We start from the raw sequence: 22,914 nt of genomic DNA, 5'->3' as shown, positions 1-22,914 counted from the left end.
TCATTCAGACGGACTGCCGACCGTCAACGGCCAGCGCCCTATTACGTCGTAGTGCGACCTGCCGAGCCAACTGTGAATCAGAACGAAGTCGAGTACGGTCCAGGTAACCTGGCTCGATCTTGTACTGATCCGGCCTGCGTTTGCCATACAGCAACGTCACGTGCGGATTGAAACGCGCACCTGACGCACGCAGGCCTGCCCTTTTCAGTGCCTCTCGAAGTTGCAGTTGAAAGTCGATCAAGACCTCCAGCCCCGCGCTCCCCGCCAGCCCCAGCGGCTGATCGTCAAGCCGCCCATTGAAGCTGACGAGCTTGTCGAAGGTCACTCGGAAAGATCGCGCCTCGATGCGATCCGCCGCGGCACATGCACGTGCGATAGCGGCACCCGGCACATAAGCAAAGTCGCCCGGAACATACAGCGTGACATGCAGGCGCTCGGTGCGCAGCGTCCTTTCCTTCCCTGACTGCAAACTTTCGGCCATCCCGGCAATGCGCACAGCCGTGGCCGGATCCGGCATCGCCGCGAAGAAGAAACGATGCTCGGGAACCGGTGGCGGCACGTCGAAGCCGGGTAGCGTCAGTTGGGTCACGGCAGCATGGCAGGCAGGCAGGCAGGCCAATAGTGAAGTCTATTATCGTCAATCGGACGTCGGCCCGCTCGCACTCGAGGCCCCATTGCGGGGTGGGACGTTAGCGGCAATCGCATGGCGACAGACCGCAAAACGGTGACATGGCGACGACGATCGAGCGTTTCTCGGGCTGAACAAGTCTTTCGCAGGCTCGAAGATGCTAACCTCTCGGCCAAACTAAACGCCACCGCATGAAGCAATAGGATTCAACCATGCAAACCGTTGCGGTACTGGACTTTGAAACAACGGGCCTTTCGCCGAATCTGGGCGACCGTGCCACCGAAATTGCCGTCATCCTGCTCCGTGACGGGCAAATCGTCGATCGTTTCCAGAGTTTGATGAATGCGGGCAGACGCATACCGTCCGATGTCGTCGCGCTAACCGGCATCACGAACGACATGATTGCGTCGGCGCCCCCGGCATCGACCGTCATGAAGGAAGCGGCCGCGTTCGTCGGCAAGCATGCCGTCGTGGCTCACAACGCCGGTTTCGACAAACGGTTCTGGCAGGCGGAGCTCGAGCTGCTGGGTCTGTCAGCCGAGCATGCCTTTGCTTGCACGATGCTTGTCGCGCGACGTATCTACCCGCACGCGCTGAGTCACCGCCTGTCGAACCTGGCAGACATGCTGCAGTTGCCGAAAACGGGCCGTGCGCACCGGGCAATGGTCGACGCCGAGATGGCCAGCCATCTGTGGTGCCGGTTGCAGCACGACATTACGCGGACTTACGGACTGGACCGCATCGATCACGCACTGATGACGCGTGTCCAGACGACGGCCAAGGCGAAAGTGCCGATGTATCTGCGTTCGCTCGTGCGCCCGCACGCATAAGGCCATGCGTTAACGCAAAAACGGCCTGGCAAAAGCCAGGCCGTTTTCTTGTCCGGATCCGGGCAGCGGACGGACTGAACCAGCCGCCCGCTTCACGAGACTCACTCCCACTCGATCGTCGCCGGCGGCTTCCCCGAGATGTCGTACACCACACGGTTGATCCCGCGCACCTCGTTGATGATCCGGTTCGACGCGCGGCCGAGCAGCGCGTACGGCAGGTGCGCCCAGTGCGCGGTCATGAAGTCGGTCGTCTGCACCGCGCGCAGCGACGTCACGTAGTCGTACGTGCGGCCATCGCCCATCACGCCCACCGACTTCACCGGCAGGAACACCGCGAACGCCTGGCTCGTCAGGTCGTACCAGCTCTTGCCGACGTCGGCCTCGCCGCACAGGCCCGCAGCCGCATCCTGCGCGGTCGCGGTCGTGTTGCGCAGTTCCTCGATGAAAATCGCGTCCGCGCGGCGCAGCAGGTCCGCGAACTCGCGCTTCACTTCGCCGAGAATCCGCACGCCGAGGCCCGGGCCCGGGAACGGATGGCGGTACACCATCTCCGGCGGCAGGCCGAGCGCCACGCCCAGCTCGCGCACCTCGTCCTTGAACAGGTCGCGCAGCGGCTCGAGCAGCTTCAGGCCGAGCGTTTCCGGCAGGCCGCCGACGTTGTGGTGGCTCTTGATCGTCGTCGCCTTCTTCGTCTTCGTGCCGCCCGATTCGACCACGTCCGGATAGATCGTGCCCTGCGCGAGCCACTTCGCCTTCGACAGCTTCTTCGCCTCGGCCTGGAACACCTCGACGAACTCACGGCCGATGATCTTGCGCTTCGCTTCCGGATCGGTCACGCCGGCCAGATGGCCGAGGAACTGATCGGCCGCGTCGACGTGCACGACCTTCGCATGCAGGCGGCCCTCGAACATGTCGAGCACCATCTTGCCTTCGTTCAGGCGCAGCAGGCCGTGGTCGACGAACACGCAGGTAAGCTGGTCGCCGATCGCGCGATGGATCAGCGCGGCCGCGACGCTCGAATCGACGCCGCCCGACAGGCCGAGAATCACTTCCTCGTCACCCACCTGCTCGCGAATCTTCGCGACGGCTTCCTCGATGTGGTCGCGCATGACCCAGTCGGGTTTCGCGCCGGCGATCTGCAGCACGAAACGCTCGATGATCTGGCGGCCCTTCACCGTGTGCGTGACTTCCGGGTGGAACTGCACCGCGTAGTAGCCGCGCGCCTCGTCGGCCATGCCGGCAATCGGGCAGCTCGGCGTCGACGCCATCAGCGCGAAGCCCGGCGGCAGCTCGGCGACCTTGTCGCCGTGGCTCATCCAGACCTTCAGCATCCCGTGGCCTTCGGCCGTCGTGAAATCCTCGATGCCGTCGAGCAGGCGCGTATGGCCGTGCGCGCGCATTTCCGCATAGCCGAATTCGCGGTGGTCGCTCCACTCGACCTTGCCGCCGAGCTGCACGGCCATCGTCTGCATGCCGTAGCAGATGCCGAGCACCGGTACGCCGAGATCCCACACGGCCTGCGGCGCGCGCAGCTGATGGTCTTCGTACGTGCTCGCGTGGCTGCCCGACAGGATCACCGCCTTCGGCGCGAACTCGCGGACGAAGTCGTCGGACACATCGTTCGGATGGATTTCGCAGTAGACGTGCGCTTCGCGCACGCGCCGCGCAATCAGTTGGGTGACTTGCGAACCGAAGTCGAGAATCAGGATTTTGTCGTGCATGGCTGCGGACGGGATGAAGAGAATAAGAAAAGCAGCGCATCATGCGCTGCATCAATAGCATGGACAGCTGCGTCGGGCGGTAGGCGGCACGCGCGACGCATGGCCGGTCAATCCTGCATCGGCGGGCGCTCGTCGAGTGCGACGGTGCCTGACGAATGGCTGGATGCGGCCGGGGACTGTGCAGCGGGTGCCGCGGGGCGGCTGACGACAGGTTCGACACGCTGCGATGCGGGCGACGACGCCGGCGTCATCGCCGGCTCGGCCGGACGCTGCGCCGGCGCGCGCGCCTCGAGCGCCTGCGCTTTCTCGCGCCGCCGCACGGCCGATGCGAGCCGCACGCCGCCGAGGCCGAGCACGATCAGCGCGACACCGGCCACGGCCGACAGCACCCTGCCGGCGGCCGCGAGCGCGGGACCGCTGCCGGTGCCGATCGACCAGACGATCGTCAGCACGCCGGTCAGCCAGTACACGTGGCCGACCGACCGCGCGACCGGTGCCGTGAGATCGCCGTTGAACGCCGCATGAAACGCGAGCCACGCGAGCCCGAGCAATGCGATGCCGAACGCCTGACCGAGCATCGCCGGCTGGATGTTCGCCAGCTGCAGCGCGTTGAACAGCGACTGCCAGGGCGTCAGCACGAACAGCACGCCGAACGCCAGCAGCAGCACGGCATCGATGATCAGCACGGCTCGCAGCAGCGGTTTCATCGGCGATCAGTCCACGTGGTAGTTGGGTGCTTCCTTCGTGATCTGCACGTCGTGCACGTGCGACTCGCGCATGCCCGCCGCGGTGATCTGGACGAATTCGGCCTTGTCGTGCAGCTCGTCGATCGTCTTGCAGCCGCAGTAGCCCATGCTGGCACGCACGCCGCCGACCAGCTGGAACAGGATCGCGTTGACCGAGCCCTTGTAGGCGACGCGGCCTTCGATGCCTTCCGGCACGAGCTTGTCGATGTTCGCCGAGTTGTCCTGGAAGTAGCGGTCAGCCGCACCGTCCTTCATCGCACCGACCGACCCCATGCCGCGGTACGCCTTGTACTGGCGGCCCTGGTACAGGAACACGTCGCCCGGCGACTCTTCGGTGCCCGCCAACATGCTGCCCATCATCACCGCGTTCGCGCCGGCCGCGAGGGCCTTCGACACGTCGCCCGAGAAGCGCACGCCGCCGTCGGCGATGCACGGCACGCCCGTGCCCTTCAGCGCGTCCGCGACGTTCGCGATCGCGCTGATCTGCGGCACGCCGACACCCGCGACGATCCGCGTCGTGCAGATCGAGCCCGGGCCGATACCGACCTTGACCGCGTCCGCGCCGTATTCGACCAGCGCCTTCGCGGCGGCGGCCGTCGCGATGTTGCCGCCGATCACTTCGACGTGCGGGAAGTTCTGCTTGACCCAGCGGACACGCTCGAGCACGCCCTTGCTGTGACCGTGCGCGGTATCGACGACGATCACGTCGACGCCGGCCTGCACCAGCAGCTCGACGCGCTCTTCGTTGTCGGCACCGACACCGACCGCCGCGCCTGCGCGCAGCTTGCCGTGTTCGTCCTTGCAGGCGTCCGGGTGCTCGGTCTGCTTCGTGATGTCCTTGACGGTCATCAGGCCACGCAGTTCGAACGCGTCGTTGACGACCAGCACGCGCTCGAGGCGGTGGCTGTGCATCAGCGCCTTCGCCTCGGCGAGCGGCGTGCCTTCCTTGACCGTGACGAGGCGCTCGCGCGGCGTCATGATCGACTTGACCGGCTCATCGAGGCGCGTTTCGAAACGCAGGTCGCGGTTCGTGACGATGCCGACGAGCTGCGGGCCTTCGACGACCGGGAAACCCGAGATGCCATGCTGGCGCGACAGCGCGATCACGTCGCGCACCTTCATTTGCGGCGGCACCGTGATCGGATCGCGGACGACACCCGATTCGAAACGCTTGACCTTCGCGACCTCGCGGGCCTGTTCGGCCGGCGTGAGGTTCTTGTGGACGATGCCGACGCCACCCTGCTGCGCCATCGCGATCGCGAGGCGGCCTTCGGTGACCGTGTCCATGGCGGCGGACACGAGCGGCATGTTCAGGGAAATGTTGCGGGTCAGCTTGGTCTTGAGGCTGGTGTCGCGCGGCAGAACGTCGGAGAAGGCGGGAACGAGGAGCACGTCATCGAAAGTGAGTGCTTTTTGGATCAGACGCATGGCAAATCCTATGGGCGCAAAAGCGAATTATACGCGAAGCGCTGCGAATTTTCACAACACGAACAACGGCTTAGCCGTTTCCAGGCGTTCGGGGGCCGAATCGTTCGGATCGCCGTTCGGTTCGTTTTCGATCGTCTTTCGTTTCACTGCTGCATCGAGCCATTCGCGCAATGGGCTGCGAAGCGGCAACGGCGCCCGTCGCGGCCGGGCCGCGTGGCGGTGACGGCCGCGGTCGCACGCGGCCCGGCAACGTGCCGCATCGGCTCGCCTCCCCGGTCTTACAGCAGCCCGGCCGCGCGCACGATCATGACGATGCCGCCCGCGATCGCGACGCCGCCGGCGATCCGCGCAACGCGCTCACCAGCCGGCGCCAGGCGCTCGGCGGCAATCGCGACCGTCACGGCGGCCATCACGCGCAGATCCATCACGCCGGCCGCCAGCGCGACCACCATCAGGTTCCCGCAACAGGCGCTGCAACGCATCGCAGCTCGCACGCCGTACCGCCACGCGGCGCCGGCAGCCGTTCGCGGCCGGCGTGCGTCCTCCGCCGCGTACCGGCAGCAAATCAGCCGTCGCGCCTTCCATGCCGAAAACTGCAGCACGCCGGCACCGCATACGACCGCGCCGGCCGCGAACGGCACCGCGCGGGCCAACGCCGGCAGCCGTGCCGCGGCGGCCGTCAGCGCGCCGCCGGCCGGAAACGCAAGCGCCCCGAGCGCCATCCATACCGCGAAATACCCGGCGCCCGCGACAACGACGAGCCAGGTCGAACGCGCTGTGGCCAGCGGACCGACGCGCTGCCGGTATCGCCAGAGTGCCGGCGCCAGAACGGGCAGCATCATCGTCGCCGTCATCGCGCCCCACATGCCGGCGAACGCCGCGAACGCGCGGCCGGCACCCCATCCGCACGGCCGCAGCCATGCGGCCGAAGTCATCCAGCCGCCGGGCATCGGTTCGCCGCCCATCGCGGCCATCGACGCGTGCTGCGCCAGCGTCGCCATCGCGGCAACGGCGAACATGGCCGCGAACGCCGCCCCGAATGCCCGCGGATCGGGGCCCGTCCCGCCGGCTGCCGGCCGTGTCATCGCGCGCTCCCGTCCGTCGCCGGCCCACGCTCAGCCGCGCGCGTACTCGTCATGGCGGCGCCACCAGACGCCCGCCTCGTTGCGCCCGCGCGGCGCACGATCGAGCCACTGATACATCCCCCACAGCCCGTCGAGCCCGCGCGCATAGGTCGAGTACGTGTGATAGACGGCGCCATCCTCGCGCACGAACGCGCTCATCCCGGGCCGATCGAGCGAATACGTGGCCGCGTCGGTGCCGCAGGTCGCCGCGAACTGCACGACGGGTGCCGGCGGCGGATCCATGTCCATCGCATGGCCCGCCCGCGCGTAGTTGTATTCGATGTCGCCCGCGCGCTGCTGCGTTTCGGTGAACGACACGTTGAAGTCGAAGTTGAAATCGCTGCCGACCGACGACGCCCACGGGAAGGTCCACCCCATCCGCTGCCGGTAGGCGAGCAGCTTCGCAAGCGGCGCGCGCGACACGGCCGCGAGCGTCACGTCGTGGTTCGCCAGGTGCACGGCAAAGCCGTCGAAACCGTCGGCGAGCGCCGAGCACGACGGGCAGCCGGCCTTGTAGTCGGGGCCGAACATGAAGTGATAGACGAGCAGTTGCGAACGGCCGCGAAACAGGTCGTCGAGCGTCGCCTGCCCGTCTTCGGTGTCGAACCGGTAGGTCTTGTCGATCCGCACCCACGGCAGCGCCTGGCGCCGTCGCGCGAGTTCGTCGCTTTGCCGCGTCAGCGCCTTTTCGGCATCGAGCAGCGCCTTGCGTTCGGCCAGCCATTCGTCGCGCGTTCCGGTGAGATGAGTCGTCATTGCGGGTTCCTCCTTCCGATGGGTATCCGGGCACGGCGTACGGGGCCGTGTGCGTGGTGCTAGATTAGTGCCGGGCAACGGACCGGAGGGAGTGACAAGTGTGTCGGGATTCGGATGGATTCGCTGATCACGGCGGCCGCGCGCGCGCTCGCGGCCGGTGACGCGCTCGGCGCGCTGAACCGCGTCGCGCTGCGCGACGATGCGCCGGCGCTCGCGCTGCGGGGCATCGCGATGGCGCAGCTCGGCGATTTCGAACGTGCGCGCGCACTCGTACGCGGCGCCGCGCGCGCCTTCGGTGCGAAAGAAGGCGTGGCGCGTGCGCGCTGCGTCGTCGCGGAAGCCGAGATCGCGCTCGCGTCGCGCGACCTCCGCTGGCCGACGCGCGCGCTCGATGCCGCCTGCGTGACGCTCGACGCGCACGGCGACCGCGCGAACGCCGCGCACGCCCGCTATCTCGGCGTGCGCCGGCTGCTGCTGATCGGTCACATCGACGAAGCCGAACGGATGCTCGCGAATCTCGATCCGGCGCCGCTGCCGGCCGCATCGCGCGCCGCCCATGAGCTGATCGCGGCCGGCATCGCGATGCGCCGCATCCGCACGCACGCGGCCCGCGCTGCGCTCGCCCGTGCGCGCGCAGCCGCCCGCGACGCCGGCATCGCCGCGCTGACGGCCGAGGTCGACACCGCGGCACGCGTGCTCGACGCACCGGCCGCGCGACTCATCGCGCGCGGCACGTCGCGGCTCGTGCAGCTCGACGAAGTCGAGACACTGTTCGCGTCGAATACGCTCGTCGTCGATGCGTGCCGCCACACGGTGCGCGATGCCCGCACGACCGTGTCGCTCGCGCGGCGCCCCGTGCTGTTCGTGCTCGCCCGCGCGCTCGGCGAGGCATGGCCGGCCGACGTGTCGAGAAACGCGCTCGTCGCCGCCGCGTTCCGCGCGAAACAGGCAGACGAATCGCATCGCGCGCGCCTGCGCGTCGAGATCGGCCGGCTGCGCGCGGTGCTGCGGCCGCTCGCGAACGTCATCGCGACGCCGCGCGGCTTCGCACTCGAGCCGCTCGGCGTGCGCGAGACCGTCGTCCTCGCGCGCCCGGTCGACGATCGCCACGCGGCCGTGCTCGCGCTCCTCGCCGACGGCGAAGCGTGGTCGAGCTCGGCGCTGGCGCTCGCGCTCGGCGCGAGCCAGCGCACCGTGCAGCGCGCGCTCGACACGCTCGCCGAAGCGGACAAGGTACAGGCGCTCGGCCGCGGCCGCGCACGCCGCTGGATGACACCGCCGTTGCCCGGATTCGCGACGACCTTGTTACTCCCTGCCCCGCTGCCGGGAGATTAGGATGGCTTCACCGAACGACGAGGTGACGAACATGAAACGCTCCAGTGCAGACATCATTCGCGAATACGGCCCGTTTCCGGGCGTCGACGGCGTGCACGGCGTCACGTTCGACGGGCAGCACGTGTGGTACGCGTCCGGCGACAAGCTGAATGCGCTCGATCCGGAACGCGGCACGACCGTCCGCTCGCTCGACATCTCCGCCCATGCGGGCACGGCGTTCGACGGACGCCACCTGTTCCAGATCGTCGACGATCGCATCGAGAAGATCGATCCGGAATCGGGCCGCGTGCTCGCGACGATCCCGGCCCCCGGCGGCGGCGCCGACTCCGGGCTCGCATGGGCCGAAGGCACGCTGTGGGTCGGCCAGTACCGCGAACGCAAGATTCATCAGGTGGATCCGCAATCGGGCGCCGTGCTGCGCACGATCGAATCGAACCGCTTCGTCACCGGCGTGACGTGGGTCGACGGGGAGCTGTGGCACGGCACCTGGGAAGCCGACCAGAGCGACCTGCGGCGCATCGATCCGCGCACGGGCCAGGTGCTCGAGCAGGTCGACATGCCGCCCGGCGTCGGCGTATCGGGGCTCGAATCCGACGGCCACGACCGCTTCTACTGCGGCGGCGGCAACAGCGGCAAGCTGCGCGTCGTGCGTCGTCCCGTGCGTACGCGTGCGTGGGGCGACAGCGCGGGGGCAACGCCCGATCCGGCGGACGGCTGATCCGCCGCCTGTCGCGACCGCTCGCGCGTGCCGCGCGCCGAAGCCCGCCCTGCCTGCGCCGAGTGCAGGAATGAACAAGACGACGCCGGGACGGCGTCGTTAAGATGCGCGCTCGTCAGTCATTTGTTTGGAGCGGTCGATGCAGCGCGGTGTGGTCTATGGTGTCCTGGCGGGTGCCCTGTGGGGCATGGTATTTCTCGTTCCGCGATTGCTGACCGACTTCTCGCCCGTGCTGCTGAGCGCCGGCCGCTACGCGATGTACGGTCTCGTCTCGCTCGCGGCCGCGCTGCCGGCCGCCCGCTCGCTGCTCGCGCGGCTGACCCGCGACGATCTTGTCGCGCTCGTGAAGCTCGCCGTCGTCGGCAACGTCGCGTACTACATGCTGCTGTCCGGCGCCGTGCACCTGATCGGCATCGCACCCAGCTCACTGATCGTCGGCGTGCTGCCCGTCACCGTCACGCTCGCGGGCCTCGGCGACCACGGCGCCGTACCGCTGCGGCGGCTCGCCGCCCCGCTCGCGCTGGTGATCGCGGGCATCGTCTGCATCAACGTCGACCTGTTCACGTCCGAGGCCGCGCACACGACGACGCTCGGCCAAAAGCTCGCCGGCATTGCCTGCGCGGCGGGCGCGCTCGCGAGCTGGACCTGGTATGCGGTCGCAAACGCGCGCTACCTGCAGCGCCATCATCATTTCGGCGGCAACGAGTGGTCGGTACTGTGGGGCGTCGTGACGGGCCTGATCGGCGGCCTCTGCTGGATCGCGATCCTCGCGCTGCCGGCCGGCACGATGCAGGCGGGCGTACCGGCGGCGCGCTGGCAGTTGTTCTGGCTGCTGAACCTCGGGCTCGCGATCGGCGCGTCGTGGCTCGGCAACGGGCTGTGGAATGCCGCGTCGAAGCGGCTGCCGCTTACGCTGTCGGGCCAGCTGATCGTGTTCGAAACCGTATTCGCGATGCTTTACGCGTTCGTGTACGACCAGCGGATGCCGCACGCGCTCGAGATCGCCGCGCTCGTGCTGCTGCTCGCAGGCGTGTACGGCTCGGTGCGACAGCACGGCGACACACCCGCCGGCGGCGATACGCCGGGCAGCGCAACGGCAAACGCGAACGTCGCGGCCCACTGAGCGCCGCGGCGTTAAATCAGACAAATCGGGAAGATCGGGACGGGACGCGCGAAACCGCGTACGTCAGCGCGCGTCCTTGTGCATCCACTTGCGGCCCTCGACAGAGCCATCGCGGCGCGACTTGTCGACGCGCCGCTGGCGCGCGAGCTTCGGATCGACGATCAACGGGCGGTAAATCTCGACACGGTCGTGGTCGGCGAGCGGCGCGTCGAGCGGCGCGACCTTGCCGTGCACGCCCGTCTTCGCGTGCGCGAGGTCGATTTCCGGGTGCAGCGCGAGCACGCCGCTCGCGTCGATCGCCGAGCGAACGGTCGCCCCTTCGGGCAGCGACAGCGGAATCAGCGTCTGGCGGTCCGGCAGCGCGTAACAGACTTCGATCGACAGCATCGCGTCACCCCTTCCCGTAGCGCTGGTCCGCGCGCTTCACGAACGAATCGACGAACGTGTTCGCGATATGGCTGAATACGGGCCCGATGATCTTCTCGAGCAGGATGCTCGAAAACTCGTAGTGCAGCGCGAATTCGATCTTGCACGCATCCGCACGCAGTGCCGTGAAGCGCCAGGTGCCCGTGAACTTCTTGAACGGGCCGTCCGTGAACTCCATGTCGATCCGCGTCGGGCGCTGCTGCGTGTTACGCGTCGCGAAATGCTGCTTGATGCCCTTGAAGTTGATGTCGATACGCGCTTCCATCCCGCTCTCGTCCTGACGGCGAATTTCGACGCCGCCACACCAGGGCAGGAAATTGGGGTAGTCGGCCACGTCGGTGACAAGGTCGAACATCTGTTCCGCCGAATGACGGATCAATACGGTTTTCTGGACATCTGCCATAAATCGCGCGGCATCGCTCAAGGTGGGAACGCAAGCCGGGCGATTCCCGCCCTGCTTTGCTAAAATCGTGATTTTAAACGAGTTGGCCCGATCCTTTCATGAGCATCATCGACAACAGGAAAGCGCACTTCGATTATCACATCGAGGAACGCTACGAGGCGGGGCTCGTGCTAGAGGGCTGGGAAGTCAAGGCGCTGCGCGCCGGGCGCGGCCAGATCAGGGAAGGTTACGTCGTGATCAAGCACGACGAGATCTTCCTGATCGGCACCCATATCAGCCCGCTGCCCGAGGCCTCGACGCACATCACGCCCGACCCGGTTCGCACGCGCAAGCTGCTGCTGCACCGCGACGAAATCAAGAAACTGATCGGCAAGGTCGAGCAGCGCGGCTACACGCTCGTGCCGCTGAACTTCCACTACAAGGGCGGCCGCGTAAAGTGCGACATCGCGCTCGCGAAGGGCAAGAAGCTGCACGACAAGCGCGAAACCGAGAAGAAGCGCGACTGGGAACGCGAAAAGGCACGCATCATGCGCGCCGGCACCTGACGCGCGCGACGCGCATCGCAAACGACACGGCCCGCTCGAAGCGGGCCGTGTCGTCTTGAACTCCATGAATCGTCGATACCGGTCGACCGGCGCAGCCTGCCGGCTGGATTCCACGCGCAACGCCGCTTGCTTCGGCTGAAGATACGCGCCAGCGGCATCCCGCAAGCTTCACCCGAACCGGCCCGACTGCGCGACCATGCGACCATGCGCCGCACGCCGACCGCACGCGGCAACCGCCCGCGCATCGGGCAATTCCGGCTCAGCCCTTCCCGCCCGCGGCCGGCGACGCGCGTTTGACGATCGACATCGCCGATGCGATCGCACTGCCGAGATCCGACAGGTTCGACGGCACGATCAGCGTGTTGCCCTGCTTCGCGAGATTCGCGAACGCGCCGACATACTGCTCGGCGACCTTCAGGTTCACCGCATCCATCCCGCCCTGCGACTGCATCGCGTTCGCGATCTTCTGGATCGCCTGCGCGTTCGCCTCGGCTACGGCCAGAATCGCGGCGGCCTCGCCCTGCGCCTGGTTGATCGCGGCCTGCCGCTCGCCTTCGGACTTCTGGATCGCCGCTTCGCGCGCACCCGACGCGAGGTTGATCTGTTCCTGCTTGCGGCCCTCGGATGCCGCGATCAGCGCGCGCTTTTCGCGCTCCGCGGTGATCTGTGCCTGCATCGCGTGCAGGATTTCCTTCGGCGGCGTCAGGTCCTTGATCTCGTAACGCAGCACCTTCACGCCCCAGTTCGCGGCGGCCTCGTCAAGCGCCGACACGATGCTGTGGTTGATGAAGTCGCGCTCCTCGAAGGTCTTGTCGAGCTCGAGCTTGCCGATCACCGAGCGCAGCATCGTTTGCGACAGCTGCGTGATCGCGAACACGAAGTTGCTCGACCCGTACGACGCCTTCATCGGGTCCATCACCTGGAAATACAGTACGCCGTCGACCTGAAGCTGCGTGTTGTCGCGCGTGATGCAGATCTGGCTCGGCACGTCGAGCGGAATTTCCTTCAGCACGTGCCGGTATGCGATGCGATCGACGAACGGCAGCACGATATTGAGACCCGGAGACAGCGTCGCGTGATAGCGCCCGAAGCGCTCGAGCACCCACGCATGCTGCTGCGGCACGATCTTCACCGTCTTCGACACGATCACGATCGCGATGACGAGCAGGACAACCCAGATGATCAGCGAATCCATGAAATATTCCCTCCTTGTTATATCAGCAGACGATCAGCCCGCGGGTTTCGCCACGACCACGAGACAGTTGCCGCGCACGGCGCTCACCTGATACACGCGCGCATCGTCGCGCTCGCCGTTCGCGAGTTCGACGTCCCAGTCGGCACCACGATACTGCACGCGCGCGCGGCCGTCACGCCACGCGTCGACCGTGACGGTCGAGCCGATATCGAGATTGACGTCGGGATTCGTCGACGTGTCGCGTTTCTGCTTGCGCCCGAGCCCCGAGCGGCGCAGCACGATCATCGCGACGATTGCGACCGCGGCGGCCGCACCGAACTGCACGTGCGGCGCGAAACCGGCCAGCTGCAGCAGTCCGCCGGCGAGAAAGCCGAGCGCGATCATCAGCAGATAGAACGTGCCCGTCAGCAACTCGGCCACGACCAGCACGCCCACCGCGACCCACCAGAACAGATGCCCCGACATCATGTGGTCTCCTGCAAACGAAAACACCCCGGTGTTACCGGGGTGTTTATATCATGAACCTTGCATTTTGCCTTCAACGAAAGCGCGGACGCGCCGCCCTTTCGCCGAAGGCACATGACCGACCGTTACTTCCGGTTGGCCAGCGCTTGCCACGTTGCGATGATCGTGTCGGGGTTCAGCGAGATCGACACGATGCCTTCGTCGGTCAGCCATTGCGCGAAGTCCGGGTGATCGGACGGGCCCTGGCCGCAGATGCCGACGTACTTGCCCATCTTGCGGCAGGTGTCGATCGCGCGCTTCAGCAGGAACTTGACGGCCGGGTCGCGCTCGTCGAAGTCGGCAGCCAGCAGTTCCATACCCGAGTCGCGGTCGAGGCCGAGCGTGAGCTGCGTGAGGTCGTTCGAGCCGATCGAGAAACCGTCGAAGTGCTCCAGGAACTCTTCGGCAAGGATCGCATTGGTCGGGACTTCGCACATCATCACGAGGCGCAGGCCGTTTTCGCCGCGCTTCAGGCCGAACTTGTCGAGCAGGCCGACGACGCGCTCCGCCTGCTTCACGGTACGCACGAACGGCACCATGATCTCGACGTTGGTCAGGCCCATCTCGTCGCGCACGCGCTTCAGTGCACGGCACTCCATCTCGAACGCCTGTGCGAAGTCTTCGGCGATGTAGCGCGACGCGCCGCGGAAGCCCAGCATCGGGTTTTCCTCGTCCGGCTCGTAACGCGAACCGCCGATCAGCTTCTTGTACTCGTTCGACTTGAAGTCGGACAGACGCACGATCACGGGCTTCGGATAGAACGCCGCAGCGATCGTCGCGACGCCTTCCGTCAGCTTGTCGACGTAGAACTGACGCGGCGACGCGTGGCCGCGCGCAACGCTCTCGACCGCCTTCTTCAGGTCCTGGTCGATGTTCGGGTACTCGAGAATCGCCTTCGGGTGAACGCCGATGTTGTTGTTGATGATGAACTCGAGACGCGCGAGACCCACGCCGCCGTTCGGCAGTTGCGAGAAGTCGAACGCGAGCTGCGGGTTGCCGACGTTCATCATGATCTTGACCGGGATTTCCGGCAGTTCGCCGCGCAGCACTTCCGTGACTTCCGTCTCGAGCAGCCCGTCGTAGATCTTGCCTTCGTCGCCTTCAGCGCACGACACGGTGACGAGCGCGCCGTCCTTCAGCACGTCGGTTGCGTCGCCGCAGCCGACGACCGCCGGCACGCCGAGCTCACGCGCGATGATCGCCGCGTGGCAGGTCCGGCCGCCACGGTTCGTGACGATCGCGGCCGCGCGCTTCATCACCGGCTCCCAGTTCGGGTCGGTCATGTCGGCCACCAGCACGTCGCCCGGCTGCACGCGTTCCATTTCCGACGGATCCTGGATCACGCGCACGGGGCCCGCGCCGATCTTCTGGCCGATCGCACGGCCCGTCGCCAGCACCTGCGACTGGCCCTTCAGCTTGAAGCGCTGCTCGGCCTTGCCGGTCGCCTGGCTTTTCACCGTTTCCGGGCGTGCCTGCAGGATGAAGATCTTGCCGTCGCGGCCGTCCTTGCCCCACTCGATGTCCATCGGACGCTGGTAGTGCTTCTCGATGATGACCGCGTACTTCGCCAGCTCGATCACGTCCTCGTCGGTGATCGAGTAGCGGTTGCGCTGTTCGTGCGGCACGTCGACCGTCTTCACGCGGCCCGGCTCGCCCGGTTGCGTGAATTCCATCTTGATCAGCTTCGAGCCGATCGAGCGGCGGATGATCGGGTACTTGTCCTGTGCGAGCGTCGTCTTGAACACATAGAACTCGTCCGGGTTCACCGCGCCCTGCACGACGGTTTCGCCCAGGCCGTAGCTCGACGTGATGAACACGGCGTCCTTGAAGCCCGATTCGGTGTCGATCGTGAACATCACGCCGGCCGCGCCGACGTCCGAGCGGACCATGCGCTGCACGCCGGCCGACAGGGCGACCTCGGCGTGCGTGAAGCCCTTGTGCACGCGGTACGAGATCGCGCGGTCGTTATACAGCGACGCGAACACGTGCTTCATGCGGTCGAGCACGTCTTCGATGCCGACGACGTTCAGGTACGACTCCTGCTGGCCGGCGAACGATGCGTCGGGCAGGTCTTCCGCGGTCGCGGACGAGCGCACGGCGAACGACAGTTCAGCCGGCGAGCCGTTCTTCAGGACTTCGAACTGCGCGCGGATTTCCTGCTCGAGGCGCGCCTGCATCGGTGCGTCGACGATCCACTTGCGGATTTCGGCACCGGCTTCGGCGAGCGCCTTCACGTCGTCGATGTCGAGCGACTCGAGACGCTTGGCGATGCGATCGGTAAGGTCGTTGTGCGTGAGGAAATCACGGAACGCGAGCGCGGTCGTGGCGAAACCGGTGGGTACGCGAACGCCTGCTTCGGAAAGCTGGCTGATCATCTCGCCGAGCGACGCATTCTTGCCGCCCACGATTTCCACATCGGTCATCCGCAACTGCTCGAACGGAATTACATACGCCTGGTCCTTTGCGACGTTTGCTGCGTTAGTCATACAAGCCCCTAAGTGTGAAGAAAATGCTCGATCGCGCAAGTGGGCTTGGACGCGGGCGCCTGCAAAAAGGCGCGGCGCGTCTTGCGCAACCTGTTAGATAAACAATCGCAGTGGCGAAAAATCTTCCGACCCGATTTGCAAAAATCCCGGCCGAAGGCGAAATTTGCAGACAAATCGCCAAACTTGCCGGGAATTTTGGAATCGAGCGGCCAAGCCGGGGGCGCCGTTCGCGCCCTGCCCCCGCAATTGCTTATCCAACAGGTTGCCGCTATTCTACCGTGCCGGCTGCCGGATGTGGCGCGACCTTGTCACTGCGTCTGGAGGCGAACCTCCAGCCGCCCGCGCAACCGCCTTTCACGTTCGACATCCAGATTCATGCTGCCTACCGTATTCATCGTCTCCGACGGCACCGGGATCACTGCCGAGACCTTCGCGCACTCGATCCTCTCCCAGTTCGACCAGAAATTCCGTCTCGTGCGCGTGCCGTTCGTCGACTCGCCCGACAAGGCCTACGCGACCGTCGAGAAGATCAACGAGGCCGCCGTACACGACGGGCGCCGCGCGATCGTGTTCACGACGCTCGTCGACAGCGAGTCGAACGACATCGTCAAGCGCTCGAACGCGCTCGTGCTCGACATGTTCCAGCGCTTCGTCGAACCGCTCGAGCAGGAGCTGGAGCTCAAGTCGAGCCATGCGATGGGCCGCGGCCACCAGAACGCGGACACCGAGGAATACAAGACGCGGATCGAGGCGATCAACTTCTCGCTCGCGCACGACGACGGCCAGTCGAACCGCAACCTGTCGGAAGCCGACGTGATCCTCGTCGGCGTGTCGCGCAGCGGCAAGACGCCGACGAGCCTGTATCTCGCGATGCAGTACGGCGTGAAGGCCGCGAACTATCCGCTGATCCCGGAGGATTTCGAACGCGGCAAGCTGCCGTCGGCGCTCGCCGCGCACCGCGAGAAGCTGTTCGGCCTGTCGATCGACCCGCAGCGCCTGTCGGAGATCCGCAACGAGCGGCGTCCGGGCAGCAAGTACGCGGCGCCCGAGAACTGCCGCTACGAGATCAACGAGGCCGAGGCGATGATGCGCCGCGAAGGGATCAAGTGGCTGTCGTCGACGCACAAGTCGATCGAGGAAATCGCGACGACGATCCTGCAGGAAATCCGTCTCGACCGGCAGTCGTACTGAACACCTGCGCACTGGGCGGCCGCGTGGCCGCCGGAAACAAAAAGGCCGCGTCGAACGCGGCCTTTTTTCGTTGTGCGGAATGCGCGTGCGACGTCATGCGGGCCGCTGCTGCCGCACCTGCTCGAACAGACATACCGCGGCGGCGGCCGCGACATTCAGCGACTCCATCCCGCCCGGCTGAGGAATCGTCACGCGATGCGTGGCCGCATCGCGCCAGTACGCCGACACGCCCGCGCCCTCGTTGCCGAACACCCATGCAACGGGCCCCGACAGGTCGCAATCGTAGATCGCCTGCGCGCCGTGCGAGTCGGTCAGCGCGACCGGCACATCGAGGCGTTCGGCGAGCGCGCCGGCTTCAACGTCCTCGTGGATCGACAGCAGGAAATGCGCGCCCATTCCCGAGCGCAGCACCTTCGACGACCATGCGTAAGCCGTCCCCGGCGCACAGAACACGTGGCGCACACCCGCGGCCGCCGCGCTGCGCAGGATCGAGCCGACGTTGCCGGCGTCCTGCACGCCGTCGAGCACGACCGACGTGTGCGTCACGCGCGTCGGCAGCGGCTGCACCGGCCGGTCGACGAGCAGCAGGAAACCGACGCCGCTGACGACGCTCGACAACTGTCCGAACAGCGCGTCGGGCAGCGTGACGACACGCTGCGCATCGATGCGTGCGACGATCGCCAGGGCCTCGGCGTGGCCGAGCGCGCCCTCGGTCGCCACGCACAGCTCGGGCGTCGCGCCGGTATCGAGGTACGCGCTCGCGAGATGGAATCCTTCGAGCAGCGCCTGGCCGCTGCGACGCTGATGGGGCGTCGAACCCGCGAGCGCCTTCAGGCGCTTGTACAACGGGTTGTCGCGAGAAGTAATGCTTTTCATCGAATCAGGTCAAGTGCCGCGCGAACGGGTGCGAACGAGCGTCGATGCACTTCGCACGGGCCGTGCTCGCGCAGTGCGGCAAGGTGTTTCGCGGTGCCGTAGCCCGCATGCACGTTGAAGCCGTACACCGGGAAGCGTTCGTGCAGGTCGACCAGCATGCGATCGCGCGTGACCTTCGCGAGGATCGACGCGGCCGAGATGCTCGGTACGAGCGCGTCGCCACTGACGATCGCCTCGGCGCGCACCGTCAGCGTCGGGCAGCGGTTGCCGTCGATCTGCGCGAGCGTCGGCAGGACCGACAGGCCCTCGACGGCCCGCTTCATCGCGAGCATCGTCGCGTGCAGGATGTTCAGCGTATCGATTTCGTCGACCGTTGCCGACGCGACGCAATACGCGCGCGAACGCGCGACGATCAGGTCGTACAGTGCGTCGCGCTTCTTCGCGGACAGCGCCTTCGAATCGTCGAGCCCGTCGATCGGCTGCGCCGGATCGAGGATCACCGCGGCGGCCACCACCGGCCCCGCGAGCGGGCCGCGGCCCGCTTCGTCGACGCCGCAGACGATCTCGTCGGGGCGGCTGAAGTCGAAGCCGCCCTGCACGTCGCTCGACGCGCGGCGGCGCGGTGCGCGTACTGCCGTCATGCGCGCCCCTTGCGTTGTTCGAGCACGCGCACGACCGCTTCGGCCGCCTTCGCGGCCGTGTCCTGCCGCAGCGAAAGATGCATTTCAGTGAACACTTCAGTGAGCGTGCGGCGGTTCGCGTCGTCGCGCAACTGCGTGAGCGTCGCATCGGCGAGCGCCTCGGGCGTCGCGAAATGCTGCAGCAGTTCGGGCACGACGAAACGTCCCGCCAGGATGTTCGGCAAGCCGACATACGGCAGGTAGCCCTGCCGGCGCATGATCTGCCCGGTCAGCCAGGGCACCTTGTACGAGATCACCATCGGCTTTTTCAGCAGCGCGGCTTCCAGCGTGACCGTGCCGCTCTTCACGAGGATCGCGTCGGCGGCCGTCATCGCGACCTGCGAGCGGCCGTCGGTGATCGTCAGCGCGAGCTGCGGATGCGCATCGACGAGCGGCTGCAGCAACTCGCGCAGCGCGGGCGTCGCCGCCGGCATCACGAACCGCACGCCGGGTTCGCGCTGCTGCATCAGCGCCATCGCTGCGAAGAACGTCGGTCCGATCAGCGCGATTTCCGAGCGCCGGCTGCCCGGCAGCACCGCAATCACGGGGCCGTCAGCCGGCAGTCCCAGCGCGATTCGCGCCCCGTGCGTGTCGGGCTCGAGCGGAATCTCGTCGGCGAGCGGATGGCCGACGTAGGTCGATGCGACGCCTGCCTTGTCGAGAATCGCCGGCTCGAACGGGAACAGGCACAGCATGTGATCGACGGACTTGGCGACCTTCTTGATCCGGCCGCCGCGCCATGCCCAGATCGACGGGCACACGAAGTGGATCGACGGGATGCCCGCGTCGCGCGCGGCCTGCTCGACATTGAAGTTGAAGTCGGGCGCGTCGATGCCGATGAACGCGTCCGGCCGCTCGGCGAGCAACTGGCGCTTCAGCTCGCCGCGAATCCGCAGGATCTCGGGAATCTGGCCCAGCGCCTCGACATAGCCGCGCACGGTCAGCTTGTCCATCTGCCAGTGCGAGTCGAAGCCGTGCGCGATCATCCGCTGGCCGCCGATCCCGTAGTACTGCGTCGATTCGGGCAGCCGCTCGCGCAGCCCGCCGAGCAGCGACGCCGCGAGCAAGTCGCCCGACGGCTCGCCGGCCACCATCGCGAGCCGGAGCTGATTGGTCGAAAGCGACATCGCTTAGCGGACGATGCCGCGCTGGGACGCGTCGATGAACTCGACGAGCGCCTTCACGGGCGCGTCGCCCTCGCCGCCCGCCTCCGCCAGCTCGCGCAACTGCACTTTCGCCTCCTCGAGCGACAGGCCGTTCTTGTACAACAGGCGGTACGCGCTGCGCAGCGCCGAGATCGCGTCGGCCGAGAAGCCGCGCCGGCGCAGCCCTTCGACGTTGATCCCGTGCGGCTCGGCCTTGTTGCCTGCCGCGATCACGAACGGCGGAATGTCCTGCACGAGCGCCGACGCGCCGCCCAGCATCGAGTGCGCGCCGATGCGCACGAACTGGTGAACGCCCGACATCCCGCCGACGATCGCCCAATCGCCGATCTCGACGTGGCCGGCCATCTGCGCGTTGCTCGACAGGATCACGTGGCTGCCGACGCTGCAGTCATGGCCGATGTGCACGTAGGCCATGATCCAGTTGTCGTCGCCGAGCGTCGTCACGCCGACATCCTGCACGGTGCCCGTGTGGATCGTCGTGAATTCGCGGATCGTGTTGCGATTACCGATCACGAGCTTCGTCGGCTCGTCCTTGTACTTCATGTCCTGCGGACGGCCGCCGACCGACGCGTAATGGCCGATGCGGTTGTCCTCGCCGAGCGTCGTATGGCCTTCGATCACGCTGTGCGAGCCGATCGTCGTGCGCGCGCCGATCGTGACGTGCGGACCGACAATCGCGTACGGGCCGATCTCGACCGATTCGTCGATCTGCGCGCCCGGCTCGACAATCGCGGTGGGATGAATCCTGGTCATGCGCCGTTGCCTCTCGATATGATGTGTCGCGTTGCGTTGCCCATGCGTGCCGCGTCGCTCAGGGCGCCGCGTCGGTCGTCTTGACCGTGCACATCAGTTCAGCTTCCGCCGCCACCTTGCCGTCCACTTCCGCCACCGCCTTGAACTTCCAGATACCGCGGATGTAGCGTTCGAACGTCACGTTCAGAATCAGTTGGTCGCCCGGCTCGACCGGGCGCTTGAAGCGCGCGCGGTCGATCCCGACGAAGTAGTACAGCGTGTTCTCCGGATCCTTCGGCTGCTCTTCCGAGAAGGTCAGCAGCGCCGCGGCCTGCGCGAGCGCCTCGAGGATCAGCACACCCGGCATCACCGGCCGCTTCGGGAAATGCCCCTGGAAAAACGGCTCGTTGATCGACACGTTCTTCAGCGCTTTGATCCCTTTGTGCGGCTCGAGTTCGAGCACGCGATCGACGAGCAGAATCGGGTAGCGATGCGGCAGCAGCGTGAGGATCTTGTGGATGTCGAGATTGATTTTTTCAGTGCTCATGATGGTTCGTCTCACGCAGAGGCTGCGCGGTGGTGATGCAAAGGCTGAAGCGGGCCGCCGCGCGGCCCAGTCTGGCAAACCGGGCCGGTTGCGCTGGCCGTGCCCGGTTCGTGGTCTCGCATGGTGTGCTCAGGCGTCCGTGCCGCCCTGGGCGGCGAGCACGGCTTCAAGCGCCTTGATGCGGTCGCGCAGCTTGTCGAGGTTGCGCACGAGCGCGGCGCTCTTGTTCCATTCGCCGTGGTCGACGGCAGGGAACGCGCTGGTATAGATGCCGGCCTTCGGCAGCGACTTCGATACACCCGACTTCGCGGTGATGATGACATAGTCGCCGAGCGTCACGTGGCCGGCGATCCCGGCCGCGCCGCCGATCATGCAGTGGCGGCCGATCGTCGTGCTGCCCGCGATGCCCGCGCTGCCGGCGATCACCGTATAGGCGCCGATCCGGCAGTTGTGGCCGATCTGGACCTGGTTGTCGATCTTCACGCATTCCTCGATGACGGTATCCGCCATCGCGCCGCGATCGATCGTCGTGTTCGCGCCGATCTCGACGTCCGGGCCGATCGATACGCCGCCGACCTGCGGGATCTTGACCCAGCTTCCGGTACGCGCGTCGCCGTCGCCGACGAAATCCGGCGCGAAGCCGAAGCCGTCGGAGCCGATCACCGCGCCCGAATGGATGATCGCGCGCGGGCCGACCTTGCAGCCGTGGTACACCGATGCGTTCGGATAAACGTGCGAGCCCGCGCCGATCGTCGTGCCGCGGCCGACGAATACGCCCGCATCGAGCTGCACGCCGTCTTCGATCACCGCGCCGGCCTCGACCGTTGCGTGCGGGCCGATCACCGCGCTCGCGGCGACCTTCGCGGCCGGATCGATCGCCGCGCTCGGATGCACGCCGGCGGCGCGCGGCGGCGCGGCCAGATCGATGAACATCTGCGCGACGCGCGCGAAGTACGCGTACGGATTCGGCGTCACGATGAAATTGCGGGGGGTCGCCTGGGGGTCAGCCGCCCGGCCGCTAGCGGCCGCGCCCAGCTTTTCCAGATCCTTCGGTGTGATCAGCACCGCGCCCGCGCGGGTCGACTCGACCTGCGACAGGTACTTCGGATTCGCGAGGAACGCGAGCTGCTGAGGGCCGGCCTGGTCGAGCGGCGCGAGCCCGCTCACCTTGCACTGTGCGTCACCGGCGATCTCGCCGCCGAACCGCTTTACGAGTTCCTCAAGCGTCAATGCCATTCGTCGTCTGCTCCGTTCAGTTCGTCGAGCCGGACGCGAGCGCCTTGAGCACCTTGTCGGTGATGTCGATGCGCGGGCTGACGTACACGGCTTCCTGCACGATCAGGTCGTAATTCTGCTGCTCGGCGATCTGCTTGATGACCTTGTTCGCCCTCTCGAGCACGGCTGCCAGTTCCTCGTTGCGACGCTGGTTGAGGTCTTCGCGGAACTCGCGCTGCTTGCGCTGGAAGTCGGTATCGAGCTGGGCGAGATCGCGCTGCTTCTGCGCGCGGTCGGCCGCCGACAGCGACGTGCCGCTCTTGTCCAGCGAATCGGACATCGACTTCAGGCGTGCCGCCAGATCCTGCAGATCCTTGTCACGCTTCGCGAACTCGGCTTCGAGCTTCGTCTGCGCCGCCTTCGCGGGCACCGACTCGCGCAGGATCCGATCCGAATTGACCGCCGCGATGCGGGCGACGTCCTGTGCGTGCACCGTCGCCGCGCCCAAGGCCAGCGCAACGGTCAGCGCGCACATCACT

23 protein-coding genes and 1 pseudogene are annotated in these 22,914 nt (G+C 66.7%); 6 read left to right on the top strand and 18 right to left on the bottom strand.

What is annotated here, in order from left to right; all coding sequences use genetic code 11:
* A pseudogene (locus BFF94_RS08255) lies at nt 1–589 on the bottom strand (2'-5' RNA ligase family protein).
* Between the two features lie 251 nt (nt 590–840).
* Here BFF94_RS08255 and BFF94_RS08250 point away from each other — a divergent pair.
* Nucleotides 841–1,458, top strand: coding sequence for a 3'-5' exonuclease (locus BFF94_RS08250; RefSeq protein ID WP_128843889.1), 618 nt, complete (start codon nt 841–843; stop codon nt 1,456–1,458).
* 101 nt (nt 1,459–1,559) lie between these two features.
* Here the strand turns inward: BFF94_RS08250 and guaA are convergent, their stop codons facing one another.
* The 5 genes from guaA to BFF94_RS08225 form a co-directional block, all read right to left on the bottom strand.
* The gene (gene guaA / locus BFF94_RS08245) at nt 1,560–3,179 is read right to left on the bottom strand and encodes a glutamine-hydrolyzing GMP synthase (protein WP_128843888.1); all 1,620 of its coding nucleotides are present in this window, start codon (nt 3,177–3,179) and stop codon (nt 1,560–1,562) included.
* Nucleotides 3,180–3,286: 107 nt separating this feature from the next.
* Entirely contained in the window at nt 3,287–3,886 is a 600-nt protein-coding gene (locus BFF94_RS08240) for an Asp23/Gls24 family envelope stress response protein (RefSeq protein ID WP_219139202.1), read from the bottom strand.
* A gap of 6 nt (nt 3,887–3,892) precedes the next feature.
* Nucleotides 3,893–5,353 carry an IMP dehydrogenase gene (guaB, locus tag BFF94_RS08235; RefSeq protein WP_128848600.1) on the bottom strand — a complete coding sequence of 487 codons (1,461 nt, stop codon included), beginning with the start codon at nt 5,351–5,353 and terminating at the stop codon, nt 3,893–3,895.
* A gap of 278 nt (nt 5,354–5,631) precedes the next feature.
* A complete protein-coding gene (locus tag BFF94_RS08230; protein ID WP_219139201.1) occupies nt 5,632–6,438 on the bottom strand; it encodes a DUF2182 domain-containing protein in 807 nt (268 codons plus the stop codon).
* 30 nt (nt 6,439–6,468) lie between these two features.
* The gene (locus BFF94_RS08225) at nt 6,469–7,233 is read right to left on the bottom strand and encodes a DUF899 domain-containing protein (protein ID WP_219139200.1); all 765 of its coding nucleotides are present in this window, start codon (nt 7,231–7,233) and stop codon (nt 6,469–6,471) included.
* A gap of 114 nt (nt 7,234–7,347) precedes the next feature.
* Between BFF94_RS08225 and BFF94_RS08220 the strand changes: the two genes are divergently transcribed.
* The 3 genes from BFF94_RS08220 (at nt 7,348) to BFF94_RS08210 (ending at nt 10,409) form a co-directional block, all read left to right on the top strand.
* Nucleotides 7,348–8,568, top strand: coding sequence for a helix-turn-helix domain-containing protein (locus tag BFF94_RS08220; protein WP_219139199.1), 1,221 nt, complete (start codon nt 7,348–7,350; stop codon nt 8,566–8,568).
* Between the two features lie 31 nt (nt 8,569–8,599).
* Entirely contained in the window at nt 8,600–9,286 is a 687-nt protein-coding gene (locus tag BFF94_RS08215) for a Vgb family protein (RefSeq protein WP_128848351.1), read from the top strand.
* A gap of 139 nt (nt 9,287–9,425) precedes the next feature.
* The gene (locus tag BFF94_RS08210) at nt 9,426–10,409 is read left to right on the top strand and encodes a DMT family transporter (RefSeq protein ID WP_128848354.1); all 984 of its coding nucleotides are present in this window, start codon (nt 9,426–9,428) and stop codon (nt 10,407–10,409) included.
* 63 nt (nt 10,410–10,472) lie between these two features.
* On the opposite strand, the gene BFF94_RS08205 is transcribed toward BFF94_RS08210, so the two are convergent.
* Both BFF94_RS08205 and BFF94_RS08200 read right to left on the bottom strand, forming a co-directional pair.
* Complete coding sequence (locus BFF94_RS08205) at nt 10,473–10,796, bottom strand: RnfH family protein (RefSeq protein ID WP_128848357.1); 324 nt, start codon at nt 10,794–10,796, stop codon at nt 10,473–10,475.
* 4 nt (nt 10,797–10,800) lie between these two features.
* A complete protein-coding gene (locus tag BFF94_RS08200; protein WP_114177364.1) occupies nt 10,801–11,238 on the bottom strand; it encodes a type II toxin-antitoxin system RatA family toxin in 438 nt (145 codons plus the stop codon).
* Between the two features lie 98 nt (nt 11,239–11,336).
* On the opposite strand from BFF94_RS08200, the gene smpB reads away from it, so the two are divergent.
* Nucleotides 11,337–11,783, top strand: coding sequence for an SsrA-binding protein SmpB (gene smpB / locus BFF94_RS08195; RefSeq protein ID WP_128848360.1), 447 nt, complete (start codon nt 11,337–11,339; stop codon nt 11,781–11,783).
* Between the two features lie 259 nt (nt 11,784–12,042).
* Here smpB and BFF94_RS08190 read toward each other — a convergent pair whose 3' ends face one another.
* From BFF94_RS08190 to ppsA, 3 genes are all read right to left on the bottom strand, one after another.
* Entirely contained in the window at nt 12,043–12,978 is a 936-nt protein-coding gene (locus BFF94_RS08190; RefSeq protein WP_128848364.1) for an SPFH domain-containing protein, read from the bottom strand.
* Nucleotides 12,979–13,011: 33 nt separating this feature from the next.
* Nucleotides 13,012–13,446, bottom strand: a complete 435-nt coding sequence (locus BFF94_RS08185) for an NfeD family protein (RefSeq protein WP_069745078.1) — start codon at nt 13,444–13,446, stop codon at nt 13,012–13,014.
* A gap of 122 nt (nt 13,447–13,568) precedes the next feature.
* Nucleotides 13,569–15,968 carry a phosphoenolpyruvate synthase gene (gene ppsA, locus BFF94_RS08180; protein WP_128848367.1) on the bottom strand — a complete coding sequence of 800 codons (2,400 nt, stop codon included), beginning with the start codon at nt 15,966–15,968 and terminating at the stop codon, nt 13,569–13,571.
* A 375-nt stretch (nt 15,969–16,343) separates the two neighbouring features.
* Between ppsA and ppsR the strand changes: the two genes are divergently transcribed.
* Entirely contained in the window at nt 16,344–17,159 is an 816-nt protein-coding gene (gene ppsR, locus BFF94_RS08175) for a posphoenolpyruvate synthetase regulatory kinase/phosphorylase PpsR (RefSeq protein ID WP_128848370.1), read from the top strand.
* Between the two features lie 93 nt (nt 17,160–17,252).
* On the opposite strand, the gene BFF94_RS08170 is transcribed toward ppsR, so the two are convergent.
* From BFF94_RS08170 to BFF94_RS08140, 7 genes are all read right to left on the bottom strand, one after another.
* On the bottom strand, nt 17,253–18,035 hold the full coding sequence (locus tag BFF94_RS08170; protein ID WP_128848372.1) for a TrmH family RNA methyltransferase: 783 nt from the start codon (nt 18,033–18,035) through the stop codon (nt 17,253–17,255).
* Nucleotides 18,032–18,676: a ribonuclease HII gene (rnhB, locus tag BFF94_RS08165; RefSeq protein WP_219139198.1), complete on the bottom strand. Its 645-nt coding sequence runs from the start codon at nt 18,674–18,676 to the stop codon at nt 18,032–18,034. Before rnhB ends, BFF94_RS08170 begins: the two co-directional genes overlap by 4 nt.
* Nucleotides 18,673–19,842 (bottom strand): lipid-A-disaccharide synthase, encoded by a 1,170-nt coding sequence (lpxB, locus tag BFF94_RS08160; protein WP_128848375.1) that lies wholly within the window; start codon nt 19,840–19,842, stop codon nt 18,673–18,675. The genes rnhB and lpxB overlap by 4 nt, the downstream gene beginning before the upstream one ends.
* 3 nt (nt 19,843–19,845) lie before the next feature.
* The gene (gene lpxA / locus BFF94_RS08155; protein WP_128848377.1) at nt 19,846–20,634 is read right to left on the bottom strand and encodes an acyl-ACP--UDP-N-acetylglucosamine O-acyltransferase; all 789 of its coding nucleotides are present in this window, start codon (nt 20,632–20,634) and stop codon (nt 19,846–19,848) included.
* Between the two features lie 58 nt (nt 20,635–20,692).
* Complete coding sequence (gene fabZ / locus BFF94_RS08150) at nt 20,693–21,160, bottom strand: 3-hydroxyacyl-ACP dehydratase FabZ (RefSeq protein ID WP_128848380.1); 468 nt, start codon at nt 21,158–21,160, stop codon at nt 20,693–20,695.
* Between the two features lie 129 nt (nt 21,161–21,289).
* The gene (gene lpxD / locus BFF94_RS08145) at nt 21,290–22,396 is read right to left on the bottom strand and encodes a UDP-3-O-(3-hydroxymyristoyl)glucosamine N-acyltransferase (protein WP_128848382.1); all 1,107 of its coding nucleotides are present in this window, start codon (nt 22,394–22,396) and stop codon (nt 21,290–21,292) included.
* 16 nt (nt 22,397–22,412) lie between these two features.
* Nucleotides 22,413–22,910, bottom strand: coding sequence for an OmpH/Skp family outer membrane protein (locus BFF94_RS08140; protein ID WP_174390159.1), 498 nt, complete (start codon nt 22,908–22,910; stop codon nt 22,413–22,415).
* Nucleotides 22,911–22,914: the final 4 nt, after the last annotated feature.

It is taken from the genome of Burkholderia catarinensis (genome assembly GCF_001883705.2).
Lineage (GTDB): Bacteria > Pseudomonadota > Gammaproteobacteria > Burkholderiales > Burkholderiaceae > Burkholderia > Burkholderia catarinensis.
Note: the sequence above shows the minus strand (reverse complement) of the source record. Positions and strands in the feature narration are given on the sequence as shown.

Coding starts and splice junctions, on each gene's coding strand:
- BFF94_RS08250 (WP_128843889.1), top strand. CDS start 841: ATGCAAACCGTTGCGGTACTGGACTTTGAAACAACGGGCCTTTCGCCG.
- guaA (WP_128843888.1), bottom strand. CDS start 3,179: ATGCACGACAAAATCCTGATTCTCGACTTCGGTTCGCAAGTCACCCAA.
- BFF94_RS08240 (WP_219139202.1), bottom strand. CDS start 3,886: ATGAAACCGCTGCTGCGAGCCGTGCTGATCATCGATGCCGTGCTGCTG.
- guaB (WP_128848600.1), bottom strand. CDS start 5,353: ATGCGTCTGATCCAAAAAGCACTCACTTTCGATGACGTGCTCCTCGTT.
- BFF94_RS08230 (WP_219139201.1), bottom strand. CDS start 6,438: ATGACACGGCCGGCAGCCGGCGGGACGGGCCCCGATCCGCGGGCATTC.
- BFF94_RS08225 (WP_219139200.1), bottom strand. CDS start 7,233: ATGACGACTCATCTCACCGGAACGCGCGACGAATGGCTGGCCGAACGC.
- BFF94_RS08220 (WP_219139199.1), top strand. CDS start 7,348: ATGGATTCGCTGATCACGGCGGCCGCGCGCGCGCTCGCGGCCGGTGAC.
- BFF94_RS08215 (WP_128848351.1), top strand. CDS start 8,600: ATGAAACGCTCCAGTGCAGACATCATTCGCGAATACGGCCCGTTTCCG.
- BFF94_RS08210 (WP_128848354.1), top strand. CDS start 9,426: ATGCAGCGCGGTGTGGTCTATGGTGTCCTGGCGGGTGCCCTGTGGGGC.
- BFF94_RS08205 (WP_128848357.1), bottom strand. CDS start 10,796: ATGCTGTCGATCGAAGTCTGTTACGCGCTGCCGGACCGCCAGACGCTG.
- BFF94_RS08200 (WP_114177364.1), bottom strand. CDS start 11,238: ATGGCAGATGTCCAGAAAACCGTATTGATCCGTCATTCGGCGGAACAG.
- smpB (WP_128848360.1), top strand. CDS start 11,337: ATGAGCATCATCGACAACAGGAAAGCGCACTTCGATTATCACATCGAG.
- BFF94_RS08190 (WP_128848364.1), bottom strand. CDS start 12,978: ATGGATTCGCTGATCATCTGGGTTGTCCTGCTCGTCATCGCGATCGTG.
- BFF94_RS08185 (WP_069745078.1), bottom strand. CDS start 13,446: ATGATGTCGGGGCATCTGTTCTGGTGGGTCGCGGTGGGCGTGCTGGTC.
- ppsA (WP_128848367.1), bottom strand. CDS start 15,968: ATGACTAACGCAGCAAACGTCGCAAAGGACCAGGCGTATGTAATTCCG.
- ppsR (WP_128848370.1), top strand. CDS start 16,344: ATGCTGCCTACCGTATTCATCGTCTCCGACGGCACCGGGATCACTGCC.
- BFF94_RS08170 (WP_128848372.1), bottom strand. CDS start 18,035: ATGAAAAGCATTACTTCTCGCGACAACCCGTTGTACAAGCGCCTGAAG.
- rnhB (WP_219139198.1), bottom strand. CDS start 18,676: ATGACGGCAGTACGCGCACCGCGCCGCCGCGCGTCGAGCGACGTGCAG.
- lpxB (WP_128848375.1), bottom strand. CDS start 19,842: ATGTCGCTTTCGACCAATCAGCTCCGGCTCGCGATGGTGGCCGGCGAG.
- lpxA (WP_128848377.1), bottom strand. CDS start 20,634: ATGACCAGGATTCATCCCACCGCGATTGTCGAGCCGGGCGCGCAGATC.
- fabZ (WP_128848380.1), bottom strand. CDS start 21,160: ATGAGCACTGAAAAAATCAATCTCGACATCCACAAGATCCTCACGCTG.
- lpxD (WP_128848382.1), bottom strand. CDS start 22,396: ATGGCATTGACGCTTGAGGAACTCGTAAAGCGGTTCGGCGGCGAGATC.
- BFF94_RS08140 (WP_174390159.1), bottom strand. CDS start 22,910: ATGTGCGCGCTGACCGTTGCGCTGGCCTTGGGCGCGGCGACGGTGCAC.